The 23,872-nt window shown below is 36.8% G+C and carries 22 protein-coding genes; 8 read left to right on the plus strand and 14 right to left on the minus strand.

Annotation, left to right across the window (positions count from 1 at the left end; all coding sequences use genetic code 11):
- Positions 1-49: 49 nt before the first annotated feature.
- The 6 genes from M9949_08580 to M9949_08605 form a co-directional block, all read right to left on the minus strand.
- A complete protein-coding gene (locus M9949_08580; protein MCO5251461.1) occupies positions 50-226 on the minus strand; it encodes a hypothetical protein in 177 nt (58 codons plus the stop codon).
- 5 nt (positions 227-231) lie between these two features.
- A complete protein-coding gene (locus tag M9949_08585; protein MCO5251462.1) occupies positions 232-1,515 on the minus strand; it encodes a dihydroorotase in 1,284 nt (427 codons plus the stop codon).
- Between the two features lie 51 nt (positions 1,516-1,566).
- Positions 1,567-2,094: a tetratricopeptide repeat protein gene (locus M9949_08590; protein ID MCO5251463.1), complete on the minus strand. Its 528-nt coding sequence runs from the start codon at positions 2,092-2,094 to the stop codon at positions 1,567-1,569.
- 46 nt (positions 2,095-2,140) lie between these two features.
- Positions 2,141-2,755: a ribonuclease HII gene (locus M9949_08595; GenBank protein MCO5251464.1), complete on the minus strand. Its 615-nt coding sequence runs from the start codon at positions 2,753-2,755 to the stop codon at positions 2,141-2,143.
- A gap of 235 nt (positions 2,756-2,990) precedes the next feature.
- Positions 2,991-3,629 (minus strand): GTP cyclohydrolase I, encoded by a 639-nt coding sequence (locus M9949_08600; GenBank protein ID MCO5251465.1) that lies wholly within the window; start codon positions 3,627-3,629, stop codon positions 2,991-2,993.
- 6 nt (positions 3,630-3,635) lie between these two features.
- The gene (locus M9949_08605; GenBank protein MCO5251466.1) at positions 3,636-4,130 is read right to left on the minus strand and encodes a 6-carboxytetrahydropterin synthase; all 495 of its coding nucleotides are present in this window, start codon (positions 4,128-4,130) and stop codon (positions 3,636-3,638) included.
- A 55-nt stretch (positions 4,131-4,185) separates the two neighbouring features.
- Here M9949_08605 and M9949_08610 point away from each other — a divergent pair, with 55 nt between their 5' ends.
- The 3 genes from M9949_08610 (at position 4,186) to M9949_08620 (ending at position 9,677) form a co-directional block, all read left to right on the plus strand.
- Positions 4,186-4,935, plus strand: a complete 750-nt coding sequence (locus M9949_08610) for a DUF4292 domain-containing protein (protein MCO5251467.1) — start codon at positions 4,186-4,188, stop codon at positions 4,933-4,935.
- Entirely contained in the window at positions 4,932-7,622 is a 2,691-nt protein-coding gene (locus M9949_08615) for a hypothetical protein (GenBank protein MCO5251468.1), read from the plus strand. The genes M9949_08610 and M9949_08615 overlap by 4 nt, the downstream gene beginning before the upstream one ends.
- Before the next feature lie 96 nt (positions 7,623-7,718).
- Positions 7,719-9,677 carry an OmpA family protein gene (locus M9949_08620; GenBank protein ID MCO5251469.1) on the plus strand — a complete coding sequence of 653 codons (1,959 nt, stop codon included), beginning with the start codon at positions 7,719-7,721 and terminating at the stop codon, positions 9,675-9,677.
- A gap of 135 nt (positions 9,678-9,812) precedes the next feature.
- Here the strand turns inward: M9949_08620 and M9949_08625 are convergent, their stop codons facing one another.
- Together M9949_08625 and M9949_08630 are read right to left on the minus strand one after the other, a co-directional pair.
- Positions 9,813-10,298, minus strand: a complete 486-nt coding sequence (locus M9949_08625) for a YbjN domain-containing protein (protein ID MCO5251470.1) — start codon at positions 10,296-10,298, stop codon at positions 9,813-9,815.
- Complete coding sequence (locus M9949_08630) at positions 10,291-11,001, minus strand: PspA/IM30 family protein (GenBank protein MCO5251471.1); 711 nt, start codon at positions 10,999-11,001, stop codon at positions 10,291-10,293. The genes M9949_08625 and M9949_08630 overlap by 8 nt, the downstream gene beginning before the upstream one ends.
- A 146-nt stretch (positions 11,002-11,147) precedes the next feature.
- On the opposite strand from M9949_08630, the gene M9949_08635 reads away from it, so the two are divergent.
- From M9949_08635 to M9949_08650, 4 genes are read left to right on the plus strand one after another with little or no spacing between them, the layout of a single operon-like run.
- A complete protein-coding gene (locus tag M9949_08635; GenBank protein ID MCO5251472.1) occupies positions 11,148-11,474 on the plus strand; it encodes a YbaB/EbfC family nucleoid-associated protein in 327 nt (108 codons plus the stop codon).
- 13 nt (positions 11,475-11,487) lie between these two features.
- Positions 11,488-12,081 carry a recombination mediator RecR gene (recR, locus tag M9949_08640; GenBank protein ID MCO5251473.1) on the plus strand — a complete coding sequence of 198 codons (594 nt, stop codon included), beginning with the start codon at positions 11,488-11,490 and terminating at the stop codon, positions 12,079-12,081.
- Complete coding sequence (locus M9949_08645) at positions 12,078-12,680, plus strand: hypothetical protein (protein ID MCO5251474.1); 603 nt, start codon at positions 12,078-12,080, stop codon at positions 12,678-12,680. Before recR ends, M9949_08645 begins: the two co-directional genes overlap by 4 nt.
- A 1-nt stretch (position 12,681) precedes the next feature.
- Positions 12,682-13,185 carry a hypothetical protein gene (locus tag M9949_08650; GenBank protein ID MCO5251475.1) on the plus strand — a complete coding sequence of 168 codons (504 nt, stop codon included), beginning with the start codon at positions 12,682-12,684 and terminating at the stop codon, positions 13,183-13,185.
- Here M9949_08650 and M9949_08655 read toward each other — a convergent pair.
- Genes M9949_08655 through M9949_08665 form a run of 3 tightly spaced genes read right to left on the minus strand, consistent with a single transcriptional unit; the run spans position 13,175 to position 19,520 of the window.
- On the minus strand, positions 13,175-14,464 hold the full coding sequence (locus M9949_08655) for a HAMP domain-containing histidine kinase (protein MCO5251476.1): 1,290 nt from the start codon (positions 14,462-14,464) through the stop codon (positions 13,175-13,177). The genes M9949_08650 and M9949_08655 overlap by 11 nt on opposite strands.
- A gap of 2 nt (positions 14,465-14,466) precedes the next feature.
- Positions 14,467-15,720 carry a histidine--tRNA ligase gene (gene hisS, locus M9949_08660; protein ID MCO5251477.1) on the minus strand — a complete coding sequence of 418 codons (1,254 nt, stop codon included), beginning with the start codon at positions 15,718-15,720 and terminating at the stop codon, positions 14,467-14,469.
- An 11-nt stretch (positions 15,721-15,731) separates the two neighbouring features.
- Positions 15,732-19,520: a choice-of-anchor D domain-containing protein gene (locus M9949_08665; protein MCO5251478.1), complete on the minus strand. Its 3,789-nt coding sequence runs from the start codon at positions 19,518-19,520 to the stop codon at positions 15,732-15,734.
- 164 nt (positions 19,521-19,684) lie between these two features.
- Here M9949_08665 and M9949_08670 point away from each other — a divergent pair, with 164 nt between their 5' ends.
- Positions 19,685-20,638, plus strand: coding sequence for a hypothetical protein (locus M9949_08670; protein ID MCO5251479.1), 954 nt, complete (start codon positions 19,685-19,687; stop codon positions 20,636-20,638).
- 5 nt (positions 20,639-20,643) lie between these two features.
- Here the strand turns inward: M9949_08670 and M9949_08675 are convergent, their stop codons facing one another.
- The 3 genes from M9949_08675 to M9949_08685 are packed head-to-tail and all read right to left on the minus strand — an operon-like array spanning position 20,644 to position 23,823.
- A complete protein-coding gene (locus tag M9949_08675) occupies positions 20,644-22,131 on the minus strand; it encodes a dicarboxylate/amino acid:cation symporter (protein ID MCO5251480.1) in 1,488 nt (495 codons plus the stop codon).
- Entirely contained in the window at positions 22,128-23,417 is a 1,290-nt protein-coding gene (locus M9949_08680; GenBank protein ID MCO5251481.1) for a tetratricopeptide repeat protein, read from the minus strand. The genes M9949_08675 and M9949_08680 overlap by 4 nt, the downstream gene beginning before the upstream one ends.
- Positions 23,407-23,823, minus strand: a complete 417-nt coding sequence (locus M9949_08685) for an OsmC family protein (GenBank protein MCO5251482.1) — start codon at positions 23,821-23,823, stop codon at positions 23,407-23,409. The genes M9949_08680 and M9949_08685 overlap by 11 nt, the downstream gene beginning before the upstream one ends.
- Positions 23,824-23,872 lie beyond the last annotated feature (49 nt).

A 23,872-nucleotide genomic window follows, 5' to 3' on the forward strand; every position in this document is an offset into this window, starting at 1 on the left:
AAACTTTAAAAACTTTAGTTTACATAATGTTGATTATATTGCATAAATATTAATCTTGATTTTTCAAAATCGTCTTAAAAACCTTCAGAAAGTTCCTGTCATTAGTTTCAATTTTATTTTGAATCCTTCTCAACATATCTTTATTCATCATGTTTTTCAGAATATTATCTTCCGGATTTGATTTCACAAGTTTGTTGTCCGGATTCTCTTTGTTTGATTTACTCATGGCAATTAAAGGTTACATTCAATACATTGGTTGTTGTTTATCGAAAAGATTGGTTTGCCTTTCAAAACTAATTTATCAAATGGTGTATTTGGAGACTTCGATTTAAATAGTTTTTTATTTACAGTCCATTCTATTTCGGGATCGAAAATCGTAAGATTTGCTCTTTCACCTACATTGAATTCAATAGATTCCAAATTCAAAATCTTTCGTGGATTAACAGACATTTTTTCGATAATTTGATTCAAAGTTAGATGTCCTGCATGATAAAGATACGTCAGCGAGAGCCCCAATGAAGTCTCTAAGCCAATAATACCGTTTGGAGAATTTTCCAATTCTACATGCTTTTCATGCAAACTATGCGGCGCATGGTCAGTAGCAATACAATCAATCGTTCCATCTTTCAATCCTTCGATAATAGCTTCCACATCTGATTTGGTTCTCAATGGCGGATTCATTTTATAATTTGAATCATAAGTGGTCAGATACTCATCTGTAAGGACAAAATGGTGTGGAGCGGCTTCAGATGTTACTCTTTGTCCGTCAGCTTTAGCTTTTCTGATTAATTGCACAGTTCCGGCAGTACTGATATGCTGAGGATGATAACGGCGGTTGCCTGTATAACTTGCAATCATTAAATCCCGAGCCACTATCATTTCTTCAGCTATACTCGGGTATCCTTTCAATCCAAGTCTGTAAGCCAAAGCACCATCATTCATTGCAAAATTCTTTGTCAAAGAGTGCTCTTCGCAATGCTGAGACAAGAGATAATCAAAAGGTGCAGCATATTCAAAAGCAAGTTTCATCACATCAGCACGGCTTACGGCGGAACCATCATCGGTAAAAAGTACGACACCAGAATCGCTTAATTCAATCATCGGTGTAATATGGTCGCCTTTGCGTTCTTTCGTGATTGCTGCCGATATATAAACATCCGTAAGTAAGCCTTTGGACTTGCTTTTGATATACTCTACAACAGTAACGTCGTCAATTGTCGGTTCAGTATTGGGCATACAAACTACGCCAGTAAAACCACCATTAGCTGCCGAATCTGTTCCTGTTTGGATTGTTTCTTTATGCTCTTGTCCGGGTTGTCTGAAATGCACGTGCATATCAAATAATCCCGGTGAGGCTACAAAATCTTTCGAATCAACAATTTGTGTTTGTGAATCTGCATTTATCGCAGAACTTGTCATTTCCGCTATGAATCCATCTTTTACTAAGATATTAAGCCGAGTATCAAGTTTTTGACTCGGTGATATTACTCTGATGTCATTGAATAATATATTCATCAATTTTCCGGTTCTTGTACATAATAAGTTTACAAATTTAACATAATTATATCAAAATGGCTCTGATTCGCTTTGTTTAGTGCAAATCTTATCATAAAAACGAGTTGCTTCCATGTTGCCCATTTCTGAAGCAGTTCTCCAATCTTTGCAAGCAGATTCTAAATCGTTCATTTCGTAGTATGCCCTGCCCCGCTCAAATATTGCATCTGTGTCATCATTGTAAATTGATAACAGTATCGTGTAATCTTTGACTACATCTTTGAAATTCCCGATTTTGGAATTCAATTGTGCCCTACTGTGAAAAGCCCTGACATAATTAGGTTTAATTTCAATTGTTTTCGTATAACATTCAATTGCCTTGTCATAGTCTTCAAGACCTTCACATGCAACACCGCTATAATAATGTGCTTCTGCGTAACTTGAATCTTTCGATATGATGTCCGCAAGCTTGGCAAGGGCGCTCTCGTATGATTTTGAATTGATTAATCCGACAGCGATTTTAATTTTTTCTTCTTTCGTTTCCGAACAGGAGAACAAAACTGAAGCTAAAAGCAAAATAGGTAAAATTTTATAAAACATTTTCTCCTCGTCATAAAAATATTTGTAAAATTACGTAATTTCGGAGTCAAAATAAAGAGATTTGTTTGGTGAAGAATTTTTTTAGAAATGTCATTCGATGCAAAGGACAAATTCCATACTTGGCTATAGCGTCAAAATGCTCTCGAGTAGCGTAGCCTTTGTGTTTTGCAAAGTTATACTGAGGATATAATTCGTGAGCAACATCAGTCATCCAATTGTCCCGATGAACTTTTGCCATAATTGACGCCGCTGAGATTTGCGAAATGAAAGTATCCCCTTTCACGACAGCTTCAGCCTTGTAGGGCAAAGTTTTTGGAATGCTGTTTCCATCAATATAAATATAATCTGGTTTGATTTTAAGCATTTCAACAGCCATGACCATAGCTTTATGGGTTGCTTTAAGTATGTTTATTTCATCAACAACAATATTATCCAACTCGGCAATTGAAAAATCAATAGCGATATCTTGAATTTCTTTAGTAAGTTGAAGTCGACGAGAATGTGAAATTTTTTTAGAATCTGTAATTTGGGAATTATCATAATCATCCGGCAATATTACGCACGCAACAACAACAGGTCCTGCTAAAGGACCTCTCCCTACTTCATCAATCCCGGCTATAATCATGACATTTTTAAACTCATAATTTTGTATTCTAATCACAAAGACTTCTGAAGTCTAATTTTCCAAATTATTTGTTAACCCAAAGACTTCTGAAGTCTAATTAGTATCAAACATCTATCAACATGGATTAACTAAACATGCTAATATTATTTATTTCCAATGAGTTTGCAAAGACTTCGGAAGTCTGATTGTCCATATTATTTGTTAACCCAGACTTCCGAAGTCTAATTACTATCAAACATTTAACAATATGGATTAACTAAACATGCTAATATTATTTATTTTCAATGAGTTTGAGGAATTCATTTCTTAAATTCAAATCATCAAGCAAATAGCCTCTAAGCACTGAAGTCGTCATAAAAGAGTTTTCTTCAGAAGAGCTGACGCCACGTGCTATCATGCAGTAATGCTTGGCATTTATCACAACCCCGAGTGCCTTGGGTTTGAGCAAATCTTCTAAATAATCAGCAATTTGTTCTCCCATTTCTTCCTGAATTTGACCACGCCTGGAGAACCAATTTACAATTCTGGTAAGTTTCGACAGCCCTATTATAAATTTTCCGGGAATATATCCAATTGCACAATTGCCTGAAATTGTTTGCCAATGATGCGAACAAACCGACATCACTTCTATCCCCTTACTAATAATCAAATTATTGACATGGTTTCGGTTAGGGAATACAGTCAATTGCGGCGCTTCAGTGTATCTGCCTTCAAACAACTCGTTGACATACATTTTGGCGAGTCTTTTGGGAGTATTTGTAGAATTTGGGTCATCCGATGAAATTTTCAAGATTTCAAAAACTTCCGCGAATTTTTTTTCAAGCTGACTTATCATTTGCTTGAGTTCAGCTTCAGTCTGAGGTTTATTACCATTAGAGTCAAAGGCATCTGTAGTTTGATTTATTTCCATTTTGTTTTATTTTAAGTCGTAAATAGGTATTTCAATCGGGTCTCCGAAGTATTCAACCCAGCTGCTGTCAGATTCAAACAATCGAATTTTAAAAAGCCTTCCTGAAGTGATTTTTGGCGAAAGTATATTCCAAAAAACCACAGCAATATTTTCAGCGCTTGGTATTACTCCCTTCAAAAAAGGTACATCATGATTGAGGTGCTTGTGGTCAACGTATTCGAAGATTTCATCTTTAAGAATTTGTTTCAATTTCTTAAGGTCAATTACGTAGCCTGTGCTTGGGTCAGGGGTTCCGGCTACAGTTACTTCTAATGTATAATTGTGACCATGTCCCATGATGTTATTGCACTTATCAAATATTTCTTCATTTTTCGCATCTGTAAATGTCGGATTGAATAATCTGTGCGCAGCAGAAAATTTAATCTTTTTTGTAACATAGAGCATTTGAAGCCTTATATATTGATTGAAATCGTCATAACTAATACGTGTTAAAGACGTCATAAATTATCATATATTTAGTATTTTTGATGTTTATCCAAATGGGGAAATGCAATTAATGAAAAAGATAATATACATAATGCTTTTAATGCTTATCTTTTCATGTTCAAGCGTGAAAGACAAAAGCTCAGGAACCGCTTTAGAGCTTGATAAATTAGCAAAATCAGATTTGAACGTCATGATTGTAACCGGAAAAATGGATGCAGCATTAGAATCTACAAGTTACAATTTTGCTTTCAAAATGGTGATTGGTCATAATGATTCGCTTGAAATGGAAGTCATTGGACCATTTGGTGTGTCTTTGGGCAAATTATTTGCCGATGAGAATAATTTCACATTCCTCAACTCATTTGAAAATCGGATTTATAAAGGTAAATCATCACCTGAAAATTTCAAACGAGCATTTCGGATTATGATTTCAATCAAAGAACTCATTGCATTATTGAGAAATTCTCTGCCCTATCCCCAATCTGAATACGCGATTTCAGAATCAACCGAAGCGGGTAATTTATATAAATACATAGCTCCATCAGGCGAATTCGCTGATTTTCTTTTTGTGAACAATAGCGGAATTTCAAAATTCCAACGGAAAGAAACCGGAAATATACTTTCAATGAATGCCGATATGTCCAATTTTGAACTAATCGATAATTACAGTTTAGCGAAAACGATAGATTGGTCATTTCCTGCGGCAAAAGCAAATTTGAACTTAAAGATTGATAAATTTACGATAAATCCCGGAGTCAAACCGAAAATGTTCACATACAGTAGTAGCATGACTGTAATCGATTTGGACACCATTGAATGATTAAATCATTTGCAATAATGATATTTTTGATACTGATTGGTAATGGTACTCTGAATGCACAGGATACCTTAATAATCAATGATAGTCAAATATCTATTGCAATTGATGATACCTTGAATCCACAGAATCGAGTGGATTCTATCCAATATGAATATCTGAGAGCTCAAGCCATGAATAAAGCAAAAAGTTCAGGTTTGGATACTACAGTTTATTACAAATCTGAAGATAGCATCTCCTTTAACGTCAAAACTCAAATTATGAGATTGAAAACTGAAGCTAAGATAAAATATAAAACCCAAACTTTGGAATCAGACGAAATTGAACTCGAATTCAAAGAATCGCTTCTCAGGGCTAAAGGCACTATTGATAGCACCGGTAGATTGAAGGGCTACCCAAAATTTGATGATGACGGAGAAACATTTTATGGCGAAAATATCAAATTCAATTTCCGGACAAGCCAAGGCGTAATCAATGTTGGCGAGACTCAAATCAACGAAGGATTTTATTACGGCACTAAGATAAAACGAGTTTCCGATGACCAACTTTTCGTTGAAGGAGGTTATTACACTACTTGTGATAATCCTGAACCGCATTTTCATTTTGCTTCGCAACATATGAAAATTATTACCGAAGATAGAGTTTTCTTAGACCCATTGGTGCTTTATATCGAAGATTTGCCCGTATTGATGATACCATTCGGACTGTTTTTCCCGAGTAAGGGCGGCAGACAAAGCGGATTGATAGTTCCTTCATTCTTCTTTTCAAAAAGTCGTGGCGTCGTATTTCAAAATCTTGGCTTCTATTGGGCTGCTTCAGACTATTGGGACTCACAAATCACTACTGATATTTATTCAAAGGGCGGATACATGCTCAAGAATTCTACTCGCTGGGCTTTGCGGGACTACTTTACGGGCAATTTAAATGTGGAGTATGGCAGAACTCGTTTCAATGTGGAAGAAGAATATCAAACGAATTGGAAATTTATTCTCAATCACAATCACACCATAACTCCACAAGATAATTTGGTAGTCAATCTTGATTTTTCATCGCAAAATTTCAACAAAAACACGCTCATTAACAATTATGATTTTATCAAGCAATCAATTACTTCTAATGCTTCATATACCAAACAATTCGATAATAGAGCTTCATTATCATTATCTTTCGGACGTGACCAAAATATCATAACCGATGAATATAACCAAAATTCAAATCTAAGGCTAAATTTTCCATCATATAAATTTTTGAATTCCATCAAAACTGCCCCGCGTTGGGTTCAAGATGTGCAGGTCAACTACTCTTTCAACGCTAATTATTCAACAAACAAAAGAGCAACCACTGTCATTGACACTGCTTTCAATGATACTACTGACTCGTTTATTTTTGACAATCGTTATAGAATTGAGCATCGCCCGGGAATAAGTATATCGCCGAAATTAGGCTTCTTTACTGTTAGTCCGGCAGTTTCATTTTCAATGAATAACTATTTCAGGAAGGTTGATAAAACTTATAATCCATCGGATTCGACAGTCACAGCCGATACTACAGACGGTTTTTTTACCGAGTACACCTATGGATTTAGCCTCTCCACAACGACGAAAATATACGGTATGATGGATGACCAAAGACCTTTTCTGGGATTTATCAAACCTACAATGTTAGGTTTCAAAGCATTACGTCATACGTACAATCCAACATTTAGCTGGCGAATCACACCTGACCAATCTTCGGGTGATAGCCCTTTTTTCGGTAAATATTATGATGAGCGGAGCCAGCGAGAAATTGTGTATTCGCGGTTTGAAATTGATGGTGGCGGAATTGCTTCGAGAAATTTTTCGAGTATGATAAACTATAGCGATTTGCATAGCTTTGAAATCAAAGTCAAACAAGGCGACACATTACCTGACAAAAATTTAGAATTATTGAGGCTGAATACATCAACATCGTGGAATTTTACCGATAATAAACTGAGTGATATTGGACTTCAATTCAGGTCTCCTGCATTGAATTTTGTTGAGTTCTCGGGGAATGCTCGTTTTACTGTATATGATGAAGAAATTCAATTAGTGCAGGATACGATAACAGGAAATGTTAGCCGACGTTATGCACCGACAAAGAATTTTTTGATTAGCGAAGGCAAAGGTTTGGGCAGACTTACAAATCTATCTTTGAGCCTTTCGACAAGTTTCTCGTCCAAAGGTATAGTCGTTGGGTCGGGATTTGGCTCTCCTGATTCTGATACAACTCAAATAGAAGATGTAGAATTTGGGCAGCGATTCCAACAAAGGCATGATTACCAGTATTTAGAACCTGATATATTTGGCGATAGAAGCCCGGGATACACACCGCTAAGTGTTCCTTGGAGTATGAACTTTAGATTGAGTTATAGTTATTCCCGCCCTTCAATCAATCCCGATTCACGGTCGGAATCAATAAGCTTGACTTTTGGTGCAACGGCAAGCCTCACCGAGACTTGGTCTTTAAACACTTCAGGCGGCTATGATTTCATCAATAAAGAGTTCAATATCCCTCAGATGAATCTTGTCAAGGACTTGCATTGCTGGGAATTGATTTTCAATTGGACTCCGATTGGAAGAAATTCAGGTTTTTACCTAAAAGTCGGCATCAGGACTCCTCAGTTAAAAGATTTGAAATATGAAATGAGAAATAACCCAATGTTGAGATAATCTTAATATGCTTTTAACACTTTAATTTAAGCGAAAACTATTTATTTTTCGTATATTTAAATTTTATAATTTATCAGAATGACGGACTTTCCGAATATGAAACAAAGCTTATTTTTCTTTACAATAATCTTACTTATAAATTCATCATCTTTTGCTACCCAAGCCGCTGAATACCCGTTCCCTGAAGAATTGTTGGGCGTCCATCCCAAAGGTGGTTTGCTTTACAACGGCTATAATGCAAATTTTCAGAGTTTCGAAGGAGCCGTTGATTGCGGAATATTCGAAACCGGAAACGGACTCGGCTGGTCTGGAGGCCTATTTTTGGAAAAATACATCGGAAATGATTTCTTCGTTGGATTAGGAGTAGCATATACAGACCGTTCCGGGGAATTGACTGTCGAGAACAGATTCCCTTCTCGAGACCTAAGCACCAATCAAATCGTTACAATTACCACTGAAAATTTCATTACGACTTCGCTTTCTTATATCGAATTTCAACCTGAATTCCGTTGGATTGCACTCGATAAATTGATTAACGGACCCTTGAGAACTCTTGCAGCATTGAGATTTTACATACCGATGACAAAGACATTCGAACAAAAGGAAAGAATCGTATCGCCCGACAATGCTGTATTTATAAATGCAGGGGATGTCCGAACTCAGCAAAGAGACATTTCCGGAGGTGAGATGACAAGTATATCCGGATTTGGAATGGGATTGACATTTGGGGTTGAGAATATGCTCAAAATCAGCGATAAAAATTTCCTGACTCAACAATTATCATTCGATTATAATTTTGGAAACGTCACAAATGATGCTGAGTGGTCAATTTGGGCTGTAAGATTTGAGGTTGGATTAAGATTCTCGGTATTCGATGCTGAAGAAGAAGAAATTGAATATATCCCAATTGAAGAAGAAGAAGAACCCGAACTTGAAATTATTGTCGAAGAAAAGCCTAAACCACCCACATTGGATTTAACCATAACATCAGTTAGGGATATGAAGTTGAACGTTGGTGAGGAGCTTTTGGCAACAGTCCCAATAGTAAATGCAGTATTTTTTGACAGAAATTCATACGAAATTCCAGATTTTTATTCTACCCAAGCTTTGCAAGATGATAATTTCTTCAAAGGAGACCCGGTTGAAAGTCATAAATTCATTATCCCGAAAATTGCTTATTTGATGCAAAAAAATCCCGATGCTACGATTATTATCGAATCAGCAACATCCGGAGCTGAAAATGAACCGGCAGGTTTGGAATTGGCAAACCAAAGAGCGTCAGAGATTAAAAAAGCCTTCCTCGATTTGGGTATAGCAGAACGAAAAATCAAAATTCAAGCTCGTTTAGCTCCGAGATATATTTCTAATCAGGATTTCCCCGAAGGCGTTATTGAAAATCAAAGGGCTGATATTTTGCTTCTTAACGCACCATTGCAAGAGTTTGTGGACATCAGAACCTACTCAGAATTGCACGGTAATATTGATGTAAATGTAGATTTTGCAAATTTACCACCGACGGACAATGTATCAATTTTCAATGATATAGCAGATACAATATTTGCGGCTCCTCGCTCCGGTAAATATGAAATTAAAGTTAAACAACGTGTTGATGTAGCAAATCAAAACATATTGCCAATCAACACTACAGCAAGAGCCGGAAAATTATCGAAGACTGAAACTTCGGAAGTAGATTTGAGTTCACTCCCTGTAGAAAATAAAGAATTGACTTTGGATAATTTCGAAGCTGTGCTCAGATTCAACTACAACAGTAATGAATTAAGCGATGATACAAAAGCTTTGTTGAAGCAACTAACAGAGAAATTGCCCACGGGAGCAACTATATATATCATTGGAAGTACTGATATACTAGGAACAACTGAACGCAATATTGAACTTGCAAATGAGCGTGCTGCATCAACTGAAAATTATTTGAAATCAGTTGCGGGCAATAAATTCACTATCACCACATCAATTGCAACAACGGATAAATTCAGCGACGAAACGCCACAAGGCAGATTCTTGAATAGGTCTATCAAAATTAGGGTGAAGAAGTAATGTTGCATATCATATTCTTAAGACAATGTATTAAATAAGCTTATTCAACCCATTGATATATAAAAAGAAGTCATTCCTTTGTGAAATGACTTCTTTCATTTTTAGCTCATATTTATTAAAAAGCTTTAGTTAATTCTAACCTTGTTCTTGAAACTCGTTGACCAATTTTCCTGCGCCGAGAGATACTATTTCATTTGCATAGTGGTTCGAAATAATTGCAACAGCGTTTATGGAAGTGAGCAATTCGTTAGAATCTACATTTGAACCTGCAATTGTGTATTGGAATATAATAGTATCATCGAATAATACACCAAAAGCACCAAAATGTAATTCGGCATTTTTACGAAGTAAAAATTGCATCAATTCCGATGTTAGTTTAGATTCATACGCAACGTTAGAGACAAACTCAATGCATGATTCTGTACCGGTAAAAGGTCTTATAGCTATCATAACTTGCGAATCACCGCGATTAACAGTAAAAGTGCCATTTTCAAAATTTAAGTAATCAGGAAAATGTGATTTAAGAAAATTCTCTACTCTGGCTATTGTCGCATCAATTAAAACTTGTGGAGTCTCTATCATCGCTTCATCTCCTTCTTTATGAAAATTATTTTCATTCATTGTTATTCTCCTTTTTATTTTCTTCTATTGAACCGGATTCTAAAAGTCCCATCTTAGCTTTCAAAGCTAACAAGTCTGTCTCGACTGTAGTTGTAGAGCCGAGTTTCTTGAATTCGTCGTCTAATGCTGTATTTTCGCCTGCGAGTTGTTCGAAAGCAGATGCTTCAGCTTCGAGTTTTTCGATTTTACCTTCAAATTTATCAAATTTACCAAAAGCGTCACCACCGATGCCACTCAAATTTTTGGCAATTTCTTTCTGAGCTTTGGCAGCTTGGGAACGAGCTATCAAAGTGCTCTGTCTTGATTTGGCTTCATCAAGTTTTGCTTTGAGCGAATCTAATTGTTGGCGCAATTTATTGGAGGTTTCGCGTGCTTGGACATGAATTGGTATCAAGTCACTTAAATTACGCTCCGAAATAGATTTTTTTTCTAACGCAGCTCTGGCAAGGTCTTCCCTACTTGCATTTAAAGCCTGCATCGCTTTATTTTCCCATTCATCTTTGTCTTTACGGGCTTTTTCGATTTTCCGTTCTAAACTTTTTTCGTTTGCAATTGCCTGAGCTACAGCGAGTGTGGTCTTGTTGACAGATTCCTCCATCTCGATGACCATTTGCTTTAGCATTTTCTCAGGGTCTTCTACCTTGTCGAGCATGTCATTGACGTTAGCCTTGAAGACATCAGCTATTCTACTGAATAAACTCATTAATCCACCTTATTTATTAATTTAACAGCACTTTGTGTTTTGAATTCCTTAGTTTTGTAAACTTATGAAAAAAAAATTAAATAAAAAACAAAAGACTATTATTGAACGTTTTATATTTTATAATTTTTAAATAAATTGGGAACATTATGAAATTCGATATTCAAAGCATTATGCAACAAGCACAAAAGATGCAAGAAGAAGTGGAACGCATCAAAAAAGGGCTCGAAAATATTACTATGAAGTCTGATTCCGGCGGCGGAATGGTGGTAGTGGAAATCACTGCGTCGGGCAAAATACTTAATATTTCGATAGCTCCTGAACTTATCAAAAATGATGATATTAGTATGCTTGAAGATTTGGTAGTTGCAGCTGTAAACAAAGCACAAGAAAATGCTTCGAGAGTAGCTGAGGAAGAAATGAAAAAAGTACGAGGGATGTTGCCAAACATTCCGGGTATGAATTTGGGATTTTGAGAATACAAACTATATGAATTACACATCTGAATCAATTGAAAAAGCTATCGAAATCTTTTCATCTTTCCCGTCAATAGGTAAGAAAACTGCTCAGCGACTTACATATTACTTACTTCGCCAAGATGACAGCTTTGCGGAGAAAATGTCTAAAGTCATAATTGACTTAAAGCATAATGTTCGCTTTTGTTCAATATGTTTTAATTATACGGAACGCGACCCCTGCCCTATTTGCAGCTCGACTAAGCGCGACCGTTCAATCCTTTGTGTAGTCGAAGAGCCGAATGATGTAGTTTCGATTGAAAAAACAAACGATTTTTACGGACTTTATCACGTTCTGCATGGGGTTATGAATCCATTGGAAGGAATTTCTCAAGATGATATAAAAGTTGTGGAATTGATTTCTCGATTGCATGATGTAGAGGAAGTAATATTTGCCCTGAATCCATCTGTAGAAGGAGAATTGACCACTCATTATATAGCAAAATTAATAAAGCCCTTTGACGTGAAAATTTCGCGAATAGCAAGCGGAGTTCCGATGGGTTCCTCACTCGAATTTTCTGATGATGCCACAATAGCTCGTGCTTTAGAAGGAAGGATTGCGATTTGAGAATTTTGGTTCAAATATTGTTTATCGCTTATTTAAGCATGTTAGCAGGATGCGAATTATTCACAACGCGTGAGCCCGAAAAGCCCGACACAGGAAATACGGGTTACATCCCTCCTACTGAACCTGATATTTTGCTGCTGAATTTTGAAAATTCGATTCGAAGTTTGAATGCTGATAATTATTACAAATGTTTTTATGATGAAATTGGAGACCAGCCCTTTAAGTATAAGTTTTTTCCGGCGTCTTCTGCATTAGCTTCATATCCGTCGCTTTTTGATGATTGGAATATAGAATCTGAACGCAGATTGATAAACAGATTAGCCTCCCAATATGGCTCGGAGCGTATTCAGATTAGTTTCCCAAATCGCAAACCGATTTTGGAAACGCCGGATTCTTCGATTTTTTCGGCTGATTATGTTTTAACATTGCCTGAAAAAAATATAAGCCAAATCACTGAGTTCAGAGGCAGAATCCAATTAACATTGATAGCGAAATCAAACGGATTATGGTATATTTCGCGGTGGTTTGATTATCAAAATAATGAAGTAGAGAACGAAAATAATACATGGAGTATTTTGAAGGCAATTTACAGCAACTGAGATGAGAACTAATATTATAATAGCGGTACTAATTATATTTGTCTTTGGGTGTACAAATCCTTTTGCTCCCAAGTTGGCTGATGTTGACAATCAAAATAATATTCTTGGTGACCAAACTTTGGTTGACGGTGTGTTCAAAAACTTTCGTTATGCCTATATTTTCAAAGATACTCTTGTTTATGGAAATTTATTGGCTGACGATTTTAGGTTTACCTTCCGAAATTACGAAAAAAGCGTTGACGAATCTTGGGGACGTCAAGACGATATGCTAACAACATCACGATTGTTTCTCTCAACTCAAAATATTGATTTGGCTTGGAATGACGTTGTTGTAGAAATTGGCGATTCATTGACTAAAGATATTTCTCGCGGATTCAATCTTTCGATAGTTTTTAGCCCCACAGATGCCGTCAATATTAGTGGCAGAGTCAATTTGCGAATTACACGCAACTCCACTGCCGATATATGGAAAATAATCCAATGGCGAGACGAATCTACTTTTTGAGGTTCAAAGGTAATTCAATTCCAAAAGTTGTTCCTTGCCCTACGACTGATTCTTTAACATAAATCTTGCCATCGTGATATTCTTCGATTATTCGCTTACATAAGCTTAAACCTAATCCCCAACCACGCTTTTTGGTACTAAATCCGGGTCTAAATATTTGTCTTTTAAGCTTTGGAGTCATACCTTTGCCTGTATCTTTCACAAAAATGTAAAGCTTTTTATTCGGATTGATTCTCATATAAATAAAAATTGTGCCTTGTTTTTCTTCAATTGCTTCCGCTGCATTTTTCAATAAATTTTCAATCACCCATGCGAAAAGTTCTACGTTAATGTCTGCGTAAAGACTATCGTCTAAGCTACGAATAATTTCCACCCTCTTGCCGAGATGAGGCAATCGTTTATCAAAATAAGTACATACATTTTCAATCATTCTCGAAATATTAACATTCTCTTTTTCGGGAGTAGAGCCAATCTTCGAAAATCTCGTGGCGATTGTGTTCAGCCTTTCGATATCTTTCTCCATTTCTGATACAGTTTCTTGGACAGAAATGGTGTCATCGTTATATTTAATGATTTCAATCCATGCCAACAAACTCGACAATGGCGTACCCAACTGATGGGCAGCCTCCTTCGACATTCCGACCCAAACTTTTGTCTGCTCATGATTTCGAGCGGAATTGAAAGAAAAATACCCAATGAAAACGAAAACTCCAATAATGATTAAAGCTACAACAGGGAAATACCTCAGTTGGTCAACTAACGATGAATGAGTATAGTAAACCTTGCTTATGATTTTTTCATCTCTATCTTTGACAAGTATCGGCGGATAGTTACTTTCCATCACACTTAGCATCGTTTTCACTTTCTCGCGTTGTTCGGGAATTGTCATCGTAGGGTCGAAATCGATGTTCAAAGTCCATTGCTCATATGGTTCGGTTGGTTCGCCGTTTTCATCAGTCAGTATAATAGGGAAATTGATAACTCTCGGAATAACAACATCCAGAAAAAAGACATAATTGTCTATTAAGGAACCATATCTCATAGTATCCAATTCCGAAGATGGCGAATTGATTAGTTCTATGAAATTTTCAGTTATCTCGGCATAAAGCAGTACTGCGTTTTGGTCGCGTGTAATTAATTCTTTGACAATTGATTGAGTAAAGAAAACAACCGAAAGAACAATCAAAAATGCAACTATAGCCAAAATCAACTTAACTTGCCATTTGGATAAATAGCGGTTGAAAAAGTCCGTGTTTGAAAGTTCCTTCGTTAGTTTCATTTTTATCTGAACGAAATCGTATGCAACAAATCAATTTTGATTTCAACTTGTTCGCTTGTAATCATATTTTTGATTGTCACGGCATTACGTTTGATTTCGTCATCTCCGATTATTATACAATGTTTAGCGTTCAGTTTGTTAGTTTCGCGCATTTGTGCTTTCATCGAACGACGTTGCAAATCGCAAAATGTTCGATAGCCTTTTGCACGCAACATTTCACTTATTTTGAAAGCATCTTTAAGCAAATTTTCATTCATACTTACGATAAATACATCACAATCGGATTGCTGTATGCCTTGTTCTTTCGCAGAGTTTTCGATTATCAGCAAAAGTCGCTCAACGCCCATTGCAAAACCAACTGCAGGAGTGATTTTGCCACCTAATTGCGAAAACAACCCATCATATCTGCCACCGCCGCCGAAGGCATCTTGAGCACCCAATGCACCGCTTTTGAATTCGAATACTGTGTGGCAATAATAATCCAAGCCTCTGACCAATTTCGGGTCAATTACATACAGAACTTTTGCATCATCTAACATTGATTTTACGACATCGAAATGGTTTCTGCTTTCATCATCTAAGAAGTCAAGAATTGATGGTGCGGATTCGATAATGAGCTTATCATTTTCAGATTTTGAATCCAATACCCTTAACGGATTTGTTTCCAAACGAAGCTTGCTCTCTTCGGATAATTGTTCCTTATTTGCGGTCAAATACTTTGTCAGTTCGTCTTTGTAGAGAGCACGCGAGGCTTCATTACCCAAAGTGTTAATATTAAGCTGATAGTCACTTATGCCCGCTTTACGAACAAGTTGGTTAGCCAACAAAATTATTTCTACATCGCTTTCCGGATATGGAGATGCAATGCATTCTGCACCAAACTGGTGAAATTGTCTGAGTCTCCCCTTTTGTGGACGCTCGTATCTAAAAAAAGGACCGAAATACCATAATCGGAGCGATGAAACTTCTTGAGTGAGTGAATTTTGAATTACAGACCTGACCAATGCTGCGGTCATTTCCGGTCTCAATGTGACTGATTCGCCACCTTTATCAGTGAAAGTGTACATTTCCTTATTCACAATATCGGTATTATCGCCGATACTGCGCGAGAAAACTTCAGTTTTTTCAAAAATCGGAGTTCTAAGCTCTTTATATCCGTATAAAGTTGTCACTTCGTTAAAAATGCGTTCTAAATTTTGCCACTGACTGATTTGGTCAGGCAAAATGTCCTTTGTGCCTCTAATGTTTTGTATCATTTTGCTTTAAATTAATTTTTAATTTCCATTTTTTTCATAATTGTCTGAGTTGGAGTTTCTAAGATATAAAAGTAAACTCCCGAACTCAAATCACCCGTAAATACTGAGAATTGATGTTCACCCGGACTTAAGGAGCTTTCAACAACATTCCTAACAACTCTACCAAATATATCCGAAATATAAAGTTTAGTAATACCGGTTTCAACTACTTCGATTGTGATATTCGTTTTTTCAACAGCAGGATTTGGTTCATTTTGCGAAAGTGAAATTCTGCCATTGGGGTCGAATAATCTTGGACCGCCATCAATGCAGTAACCTGTCAAAGTAAATGAACCGGCTATGTCGGTAATATTCACACGCCCAAAACCAATCGGATAAGTGAATTCCGGTGTCAATGCAGTAATCGAGTCATTGCCTAATCCGACCTTGAAAGTCAAAGTTTTCAATACAGAATCTGCACCAAATGTAGTCGGCAAATCCACATCAATGAAATTTTCGCCGTTTATAATTGTTGATTTTGTAAAACCATCAAGTGGTTCGAGCATTGTGGCATTGAATTTCACTTTGGTTCTGAAGCCTTCAATTGAAGGTGCTATGCCATATTCGCCGATTCCCGTAATTTTGATTGGAACTTGTATTACATCACCATCTTCGGCAGTATGGTCGCCAATGTAAATTGTAATAGAATCATTTCGAGCAAAAACTCCTTCGCCAAATAAATTCACAATTGTAGGCGAACCAAGTCCATCGTGCTCAAAATATACTTGAGCATTTTTTCGCCCAATCAACTTAGGCGAGAATCGAAGCGTCATCATCAAATCCGAACCTGCCGGAATAGTTGCAATTTTATCGCCTATTGCCCCGAAATCAAAACGATAGGAACCTACCAAGCCAACGTTTGTAATATTCACCGGAGAACTGCTTGTATTGGTTACCAGAGCAATAAACGTGGAGTCCTTTATGCTTCCTACATCTATGAGTTTAAAATCAACTAAGCGATTATTTGCCTTCAAAGTTCGTTCAATTCCGAAACCTGTTAACGTTGTTTCGATAATTCGTCCAGGAATTTGGAATTCAAGTTTACCACTTCTCATGCCAAGCCCTTTGGGCATAAATCTCAGTTCCAAACTTAATGTATCTCCGCTTTGAAGTAGCATAGGTAATTCTAAGTCGGAATTTATTTCAAAATCTGCAGCGTGATTGCCACCAATTCTGATATTGCGAATATTATAAGCGAATTTCGATTCATTTATATAAACATATTGGAAAACCGAATCAATTAATTCATCAACAACGACTTCTCCAAATTCATGTTCAAATCCTTTGCCCTCGGCAAAAGCTATTGTAAAGACCGAATCGGAAACATCTTGCTGAAGTTCCTTTTGGTCGAGATTCCATATTTTAGCAGTCGAATCCCAACTTGAAGTCATTACTCGGGAACCAAATCTGTCAAAAACTGCAGTAGTTACCGAATTTTTATGTTCCTTGAAAACATTGTCTGTAATAAAATCATTGATGCGTTCAGGGCTGCCGTCACTTGCATCCCACAAACGAGCCGTTTGGTCTGTACTCGTAGTTAACAAAACTTCCCTACCCAAGTCAGGGTGCATAAAAAAACTGGAGAAGTTGATTGAATTATTATCTCCCGGCTCAAGGTTGTGCGTGATTGAGTACAATGGTGGATCTGTTGTATTAACATCCCATACATATAATACTTTTGGTTCACCCGAACTTGTCGCAGCAGCAACTTTGGTGGCATCGGTGTTATAAGTCACATGAGTACACTCTATGCTCTTTGTATCATATACAACCAAGGGCATATCTCCCAATTTGTAATCCACCCAATTAAATACCTTGACTTTACCCCCCTGGTTGGCAGTAATAATTAGATTTTCATCAATAGGATTGAAGTCTGCAAACCACGTAACCCCACTGTTTGATTGAACTCTTTTTGCTATTTCCCAGTTAGTATTCCAAACGATTACGTTGCCAAGAAAATCTGAGGATACTAAGTAATCACCGGTGCTTGACCAGTTAACCGATTCGACCCTTGTTGCATGTGCGTCTAAGACTGCAACAAGTGAGCCGTCTTCCAAGCTCCAAATCATAATCATCGAGTCAGTACTCGAAGTAGCAACGAAATTATCATTTGGGTCAAATGATGCCCATGTCAAGGGTTTAGTATGACCTTTCAATATAAATTTCTTTGCTCCTGTGTTAGCAACCCAAACGACAGCAGTTGTATCACTACTTGCTGTAACTACCAAATCACCTTCACGATTGAAAAATCCTGAATTGACTCGACCATTATGTTTCAAATCAAGTGTGAATCCAACATTATTGGGCCATAATTGTAAAATCTTGACAAGACATGAATCGCTGGGTTTGTTTGGAACTACCCAATCTTTTCTAAGTCCTGTAACGTTAGTAGCTAATGTATCCCATTTTCGTCCGTTATCAATAGAATATTGCAACTGAATTACATCTTTAGGCAACAAGCCAATCCATTCGACAAATGAAGTATCTCCGATAATCAAATATTCACCGCCGTTAGGATGCACAATTTTTACAGTTTTTTCGATAGGTTTTGTATTCGGGAATCCACCGGTGATATAAATTGGGACTATATCGCAAGCATCCGATATCACCTTCAATTCCGTAAAAACTATTGCTTCGTGTTGTGGTTCATATTCGATTGTCAGGTTTAGAAAATCATTTTGAGCTAAAAGATAATTTGTGACATTACCTTCAACTACGAAAAAAGGCTCGTTGATTTGAAGTTCTTGAATCAAAATATCACGATTACGAGCTGTGATAGTCAAACTCAATCGCTTTTTGTTACCTATGTCAACTGAACTGAATCCAATAAATTGAGGTTCAGATACAATTGATGCCTTCTGAGCATTAAGAAAGCTGAAATTGAAACTATCTCGTAAGTTGAGTGATGGCAATACAATCTCGGCTGTGTGTTCATCATCGCAAGATACAAAATTATCCCATTGTAAGACGCATGGTTTATGATTTTGAGCCAATGCCATCATTACATTTATCGAAACATCAATTTTATCGGCTTCAATATTATCTAAATACCATCCACCTGTTTCTACGCTGACGCTCTTAAGCTTTTCAGGGATTTTTCGACCAATACAAAGTGTATATACCTGTATATCATTGGCTTTGCACTGATTGATGATTTCGGTTTCGTTTATTGCTCCTGCACCATCCGTAATGAAAAATATAACTTTTTTATTTGTTCCCCTATTAATGATTTTGATACCATTTGCAGGTTCACTCAGGAAAGCAATATCGAAAAGCGACCCACGTGACGGCTGCAAAAGATTAATCTCGTTCAATAAGTTGCTTCGCGATGTATCAATTTCGCGATTCAAATAGCTTCTGATGTCATAAGTAGAAATCGCACATTCATCACCGGGGAACTTCAACCTATTTACTATTTTGGTTGCAATTTGCTTTCCGAGGTTAAATGGGTTGTCGAGATTCTCGTTATGATTAAGAGCCAAATCGAACAATATATTTACGGATAAGTATGTTGTGTCCGGAATCGCGCTGCATACGTAAGAATTTGTAGTCGGTACGTTCAAACCATTATCGCGTACAACGAAATTATTCTTATTCAGATTATAAACCGGGTTGCCATTTGCATCAAACACGAATACAGATGCACTCATTGCCGGATATTTGGAAAAATCCTTTGTGACTATGCTCATAGTACCTTGAGCGTTAGCACAAACATTGTAAAAAATCAGAAAAACTGAAAATATTAGAATTTTACCTAACATATATAAAAATCCCCCCTAATGTCCCAAAAACATCTACAAATTTATACATTTATAATGATTTAACGCTCAAATTATGTTCCAAATATTCAACTCAAACGTCTTAAAATAAAAAGATGCTTCAATAGTGTATTTATAAATATTTATTATGAAAAAAAGTGATTTATATGCTAAAATTTCTCATGATTCTCACAATACTATCGACACTATCAATACAATTAACGTATAGCCAAATTTTTTATGATGAAAGCGATGTGGACGAAAATTACGACCCAAAGCAAGACATGATTATACATGAAATCCAAGAGTTCAAACTCAAGTTCTTCAAAGGCGACACAATCAGATATAGAGTCTCATCTCACGACAGCATAATTGTAGATTATGATGCTGCTATTGTCAAAACACGATTCGAGTTATATGAAGTAATTTGTGATTCGGTAACTCAAAACAACCTATTCCATCTAAGGATGAGGCTCAAAAGCTATATTGCAGATGAGCGAAAAGGGAAAATGGCGCCCGTTCGGAGAGAAACCCATACTTGGATTGGTCGTGAAGTCTATCTGACCTTAGATTCTCTCGGTAGAAGGCATGGCGTAGGAATTGATGATTCAACTTTATATTCAATGTCACCGGGAGGTGCATTTCAGCCTTCGCTATTTGTCCCATTTGGCGATACTTATAAATTCATCAATGAATCATGGTCAATCAACAGCTTAGATACATTAGTAGAAAACGGGTGTCCTCTCCCACTTGTCAGGCAGGCTTTCCTCTTCAGAGCCGAACATCCGATCGATACATTAGACCACGAATCAGTAAGATTCAGATTTATTCGGACAGCCCAAGGAGCCGTAACCGTTATATCCGATGATACAAAAATTAGGATTGATGCAGTATTGAACGGTTCGGGGAATATGATAATTTCAACACTTGATTATTTACCTATTCATCAATTTGCCAATATCGAACAAAAAATGAAATTGAAATACCCGGACGATACCGAACTTCCAATTTGGCATTTTAATTCTACAGATTTTGTGATTGATGATATAAAACCCGGTCCCGGCAGGTTAGCTTTCCGCGAACAGAATAAGAAAGCAAAAATCGAATTGGAGAAAAAGTAGGAAATTTATTTTTCAGAATCGGCTACAGCAACAGTAACAGCCGCATCGCCTGAAACATTGCTTATAGTTCGTGCCATATCCAATATTCTGTCCACGCCTATAATCAGAGCGATTCCTTGCGGTGGTATATGTACAGATTGCAGTATCATCACAAGCATAATGATGCCAACTCCAGGCACAGGTGCAGTACCGATAGATGCTAAAACTGCCGTTATAACAATCGTCAATTGGTCCGTAATTGACAAATCAATTCCATAAACTTGAGCGATAAAAACAGCCGCGACACCTTGGTATAATGCAGTGCCGTCCATGTTAATCGTTGCTCCGAGCGGAAGGACAAAGCCTGAAATACGTTTTGGAACTTTCAAATTATCTTCAACACATTCCATAGTTATCGGCAGTGTAGCAGCACTTGAGCTTGTTGAAAATGCGATAATCTGAGCGTCACGAATCCCCACGAAGAAATCTTTTATTTTTCGTTTTGTAAAAATTTTCAATATTGAAGGGTAGATTATCAAGGTTTGAATTGCTAATCCAAGTAAAACTGCGAAAATATACCAAACGAGCGTTGAGATGATTTCAAATCCGAAATCGGCAACTGTGGCGGCAATTAATGCAAATACACCATATGGAGCCATAATCATAATGAAATCAACCATTTTGACCATAACATCGCTCATTCCCGCAAAAAATCCTATGACCGGTTGGGCATTCTCCTTTTTTATGAATGTCAGCATCAATCCAAAGAAAACTGCGAAAAACACTATCTGAAGCATATTCCCGCTTGCTATAGCTTCAAATGGGTTCTTAGGGACGATATTCACTAAAAAATCTATAATATCAACTTCAAGATTTGAAACGATTTTTTCGGAAGATTCCTCGCTATATGCAGCCATGAGCCTATTTTTGGTTTCCTCATGAATTCTTTCGCCAGGCTGAATCACATTTGCCAAGACTAAACCAATTGTTATGGCTATTGCGGTTGTAGTTAAATAGAGAGCGAATGTCTTAGTACCAATTCTGCCCAGTTTTTTGATATCCTCCAGACTTGAAGCTCCAATAATCAGCGATGAGATAACAAGCGGTATTGCCAAAAAACTCAGAAGTCGGATAAACAAATCACCAAGTGGTTTCAGTCGAGTGGCTATTGTGGGTTTCTTTTTGATGCTTTGTATAGATTCAATCGTGCTTTGCTTTCCATCTATATGCACAATTTTAATTGATAGGTTTGATTGATTTGCATACTTTTTGAAAAATCGGATGATTGCTTGTTGGTTGATTTTGTCAAATTTGACCAAAACACTATCGGGAATTGCAATATCTACAAATGAAATACTATTCCATTCTTCGACTATGGATTCCATTTCATGTTTTTCGTGGGAATGATTGACAATGAGTGCGCTTTGGTCAACCTTGAAAATTGCACCGAAAATTGCTCCGAGTACGAGTGCCAAAAGAATTTGATAATGTAGAGCAATTTTAGGAAATTTCATCTTTGATTCGAGATTTTATCCGCAATTTTAAGTTCAAGATTTTTAATTTCAATTTCAACCGACGGAACAAATGATACTAACTTATTATCGTATCTTGCCATATCAAGGAATTGTCTAAAATCTTCGATAGCATTTTCGAAGTCGTTGATTTGCTTATAGGCATTTGCACGATTGAAGTATAGTTCTGCATTTTTCTTGTCCAAATTTATTGCTAATGAATAGTCTCCAATAGCTTTGTCATATTTACTCAGATTAAACAATGCGTTTGCACGATTTTGGTAATAGCTTGAATTATTTGGGCTTAAATCAATCAACTTGTTATACATCATTATAGCATCGTCGTAGTCCTTTGATTCGTAATAAATTATCGCAACATTGCCCAAAGCATCTTGTTCATTCGGTTCAATTTTCAACACAGCATTGTAATCTTCTAAAGCTCTATCAAATTGACCCAAATTATAATATATAACTGCACGATTGAAGTATGATAGCTTGGGATTGAATCCTATATTAATCAAATGCGAAAAATCTTGGATAGCCAAATCATGATGTTCTAATTCGGAATTAGCAATGGCACGGTTGAACATTGTGTTGTTTTCGTGTTCTCGTTCCAAAACTCTGTTATAATCAAGAATAGCAGCTGGTAGATTGCCCAACTTATGGAAAATTGGACCACGAAGTTGGTAAGCTTCAACAAATTGCGAATTAAGCTCAATAGTCTTGTTCAAATCAATCAGTGCCTTTTCCAATTCGTTAGTTTCATAAAATACCGTAGCTCGAGTATAGTATGCCTTATAATCATCGGTTTGAATGGAAATCACTTTATCCAAATCATTCAAAGCTAAATCAAATTTACCCATTTCGGCATAAAAATTCGCTCTGCTGTAATATAAATTATGGTTGCCGGGTTCGATTTCAATCGCTTTTGCCAAATCTGATTGAGCCTTATCGGCAATCTTCAATTCCCGATAAGTCGAAGCACGATTATGGTATGCACCGGAAAATGAGCGTTTGAGTTCGATTGCAATAGTGAAATCATTCAGTGCATCTTCGTACTTTTTTATATTGAAAAGTGCAGAGCCACGGGCGTTGTACGCTTCCGCAAAAGTTGAATCTATAGCGATAGATTTGTTCAAAAATTCTATTGCCTTCTCATTGTCACCATCTTGCAAATAGCCCAAGCCCTCGTTGTAGAACTCAATCGCTTGATTGTCATATTGGCTGTACAATTTCGGCAATATGAACAAGGATAACAAAAAGGCATATATAATGATATTAGTTTTCATCGGCGAAACTGAAAATTGGTTCAAAAATAACTTTGGGGTCTAAACTTCGAGTAACTGGACAAATCTTGACAACATTATTCAAGATTTCTTGAGTTTTAGGCTCGTATCTGTGAGGATATTGAATTTCCAATGTTAATTTGCCGACACGTCGATGTGGGTCGTGCACCATTTCTTTAGTAACATCAATCTTCAAGCCCTCCAAATCAACGCCCAAATCACGAGCTTTAATTCCCATGATAGTTGCGATACAAGAACCAATAGATGCAGCCAGCAAGTCCGTAGGCGAAATGTACTCGGCTTTACCCTGGTTATCAAGAGGTGCATCTGTCAAAAAACTCTGTCCCGAAGGACCATGAGTTACTATGCAGTGCAAATCATTTAAGTATTCTACATGTATCTTAACCATAGCCTACTAATATAGTAAATATTTTTAATAAAAACAAAACTCGTGCCAC

Source organism: Candidatus Kapaibacterium sp., assembly GCA_023957315.1.
In the GTDB taxonomy this organism is placed as follows: domain Bacteria; phylum Bacteroidota; class Ignavibacteria; order Kapaibacteriales; family UBA2268; genus PGYU01.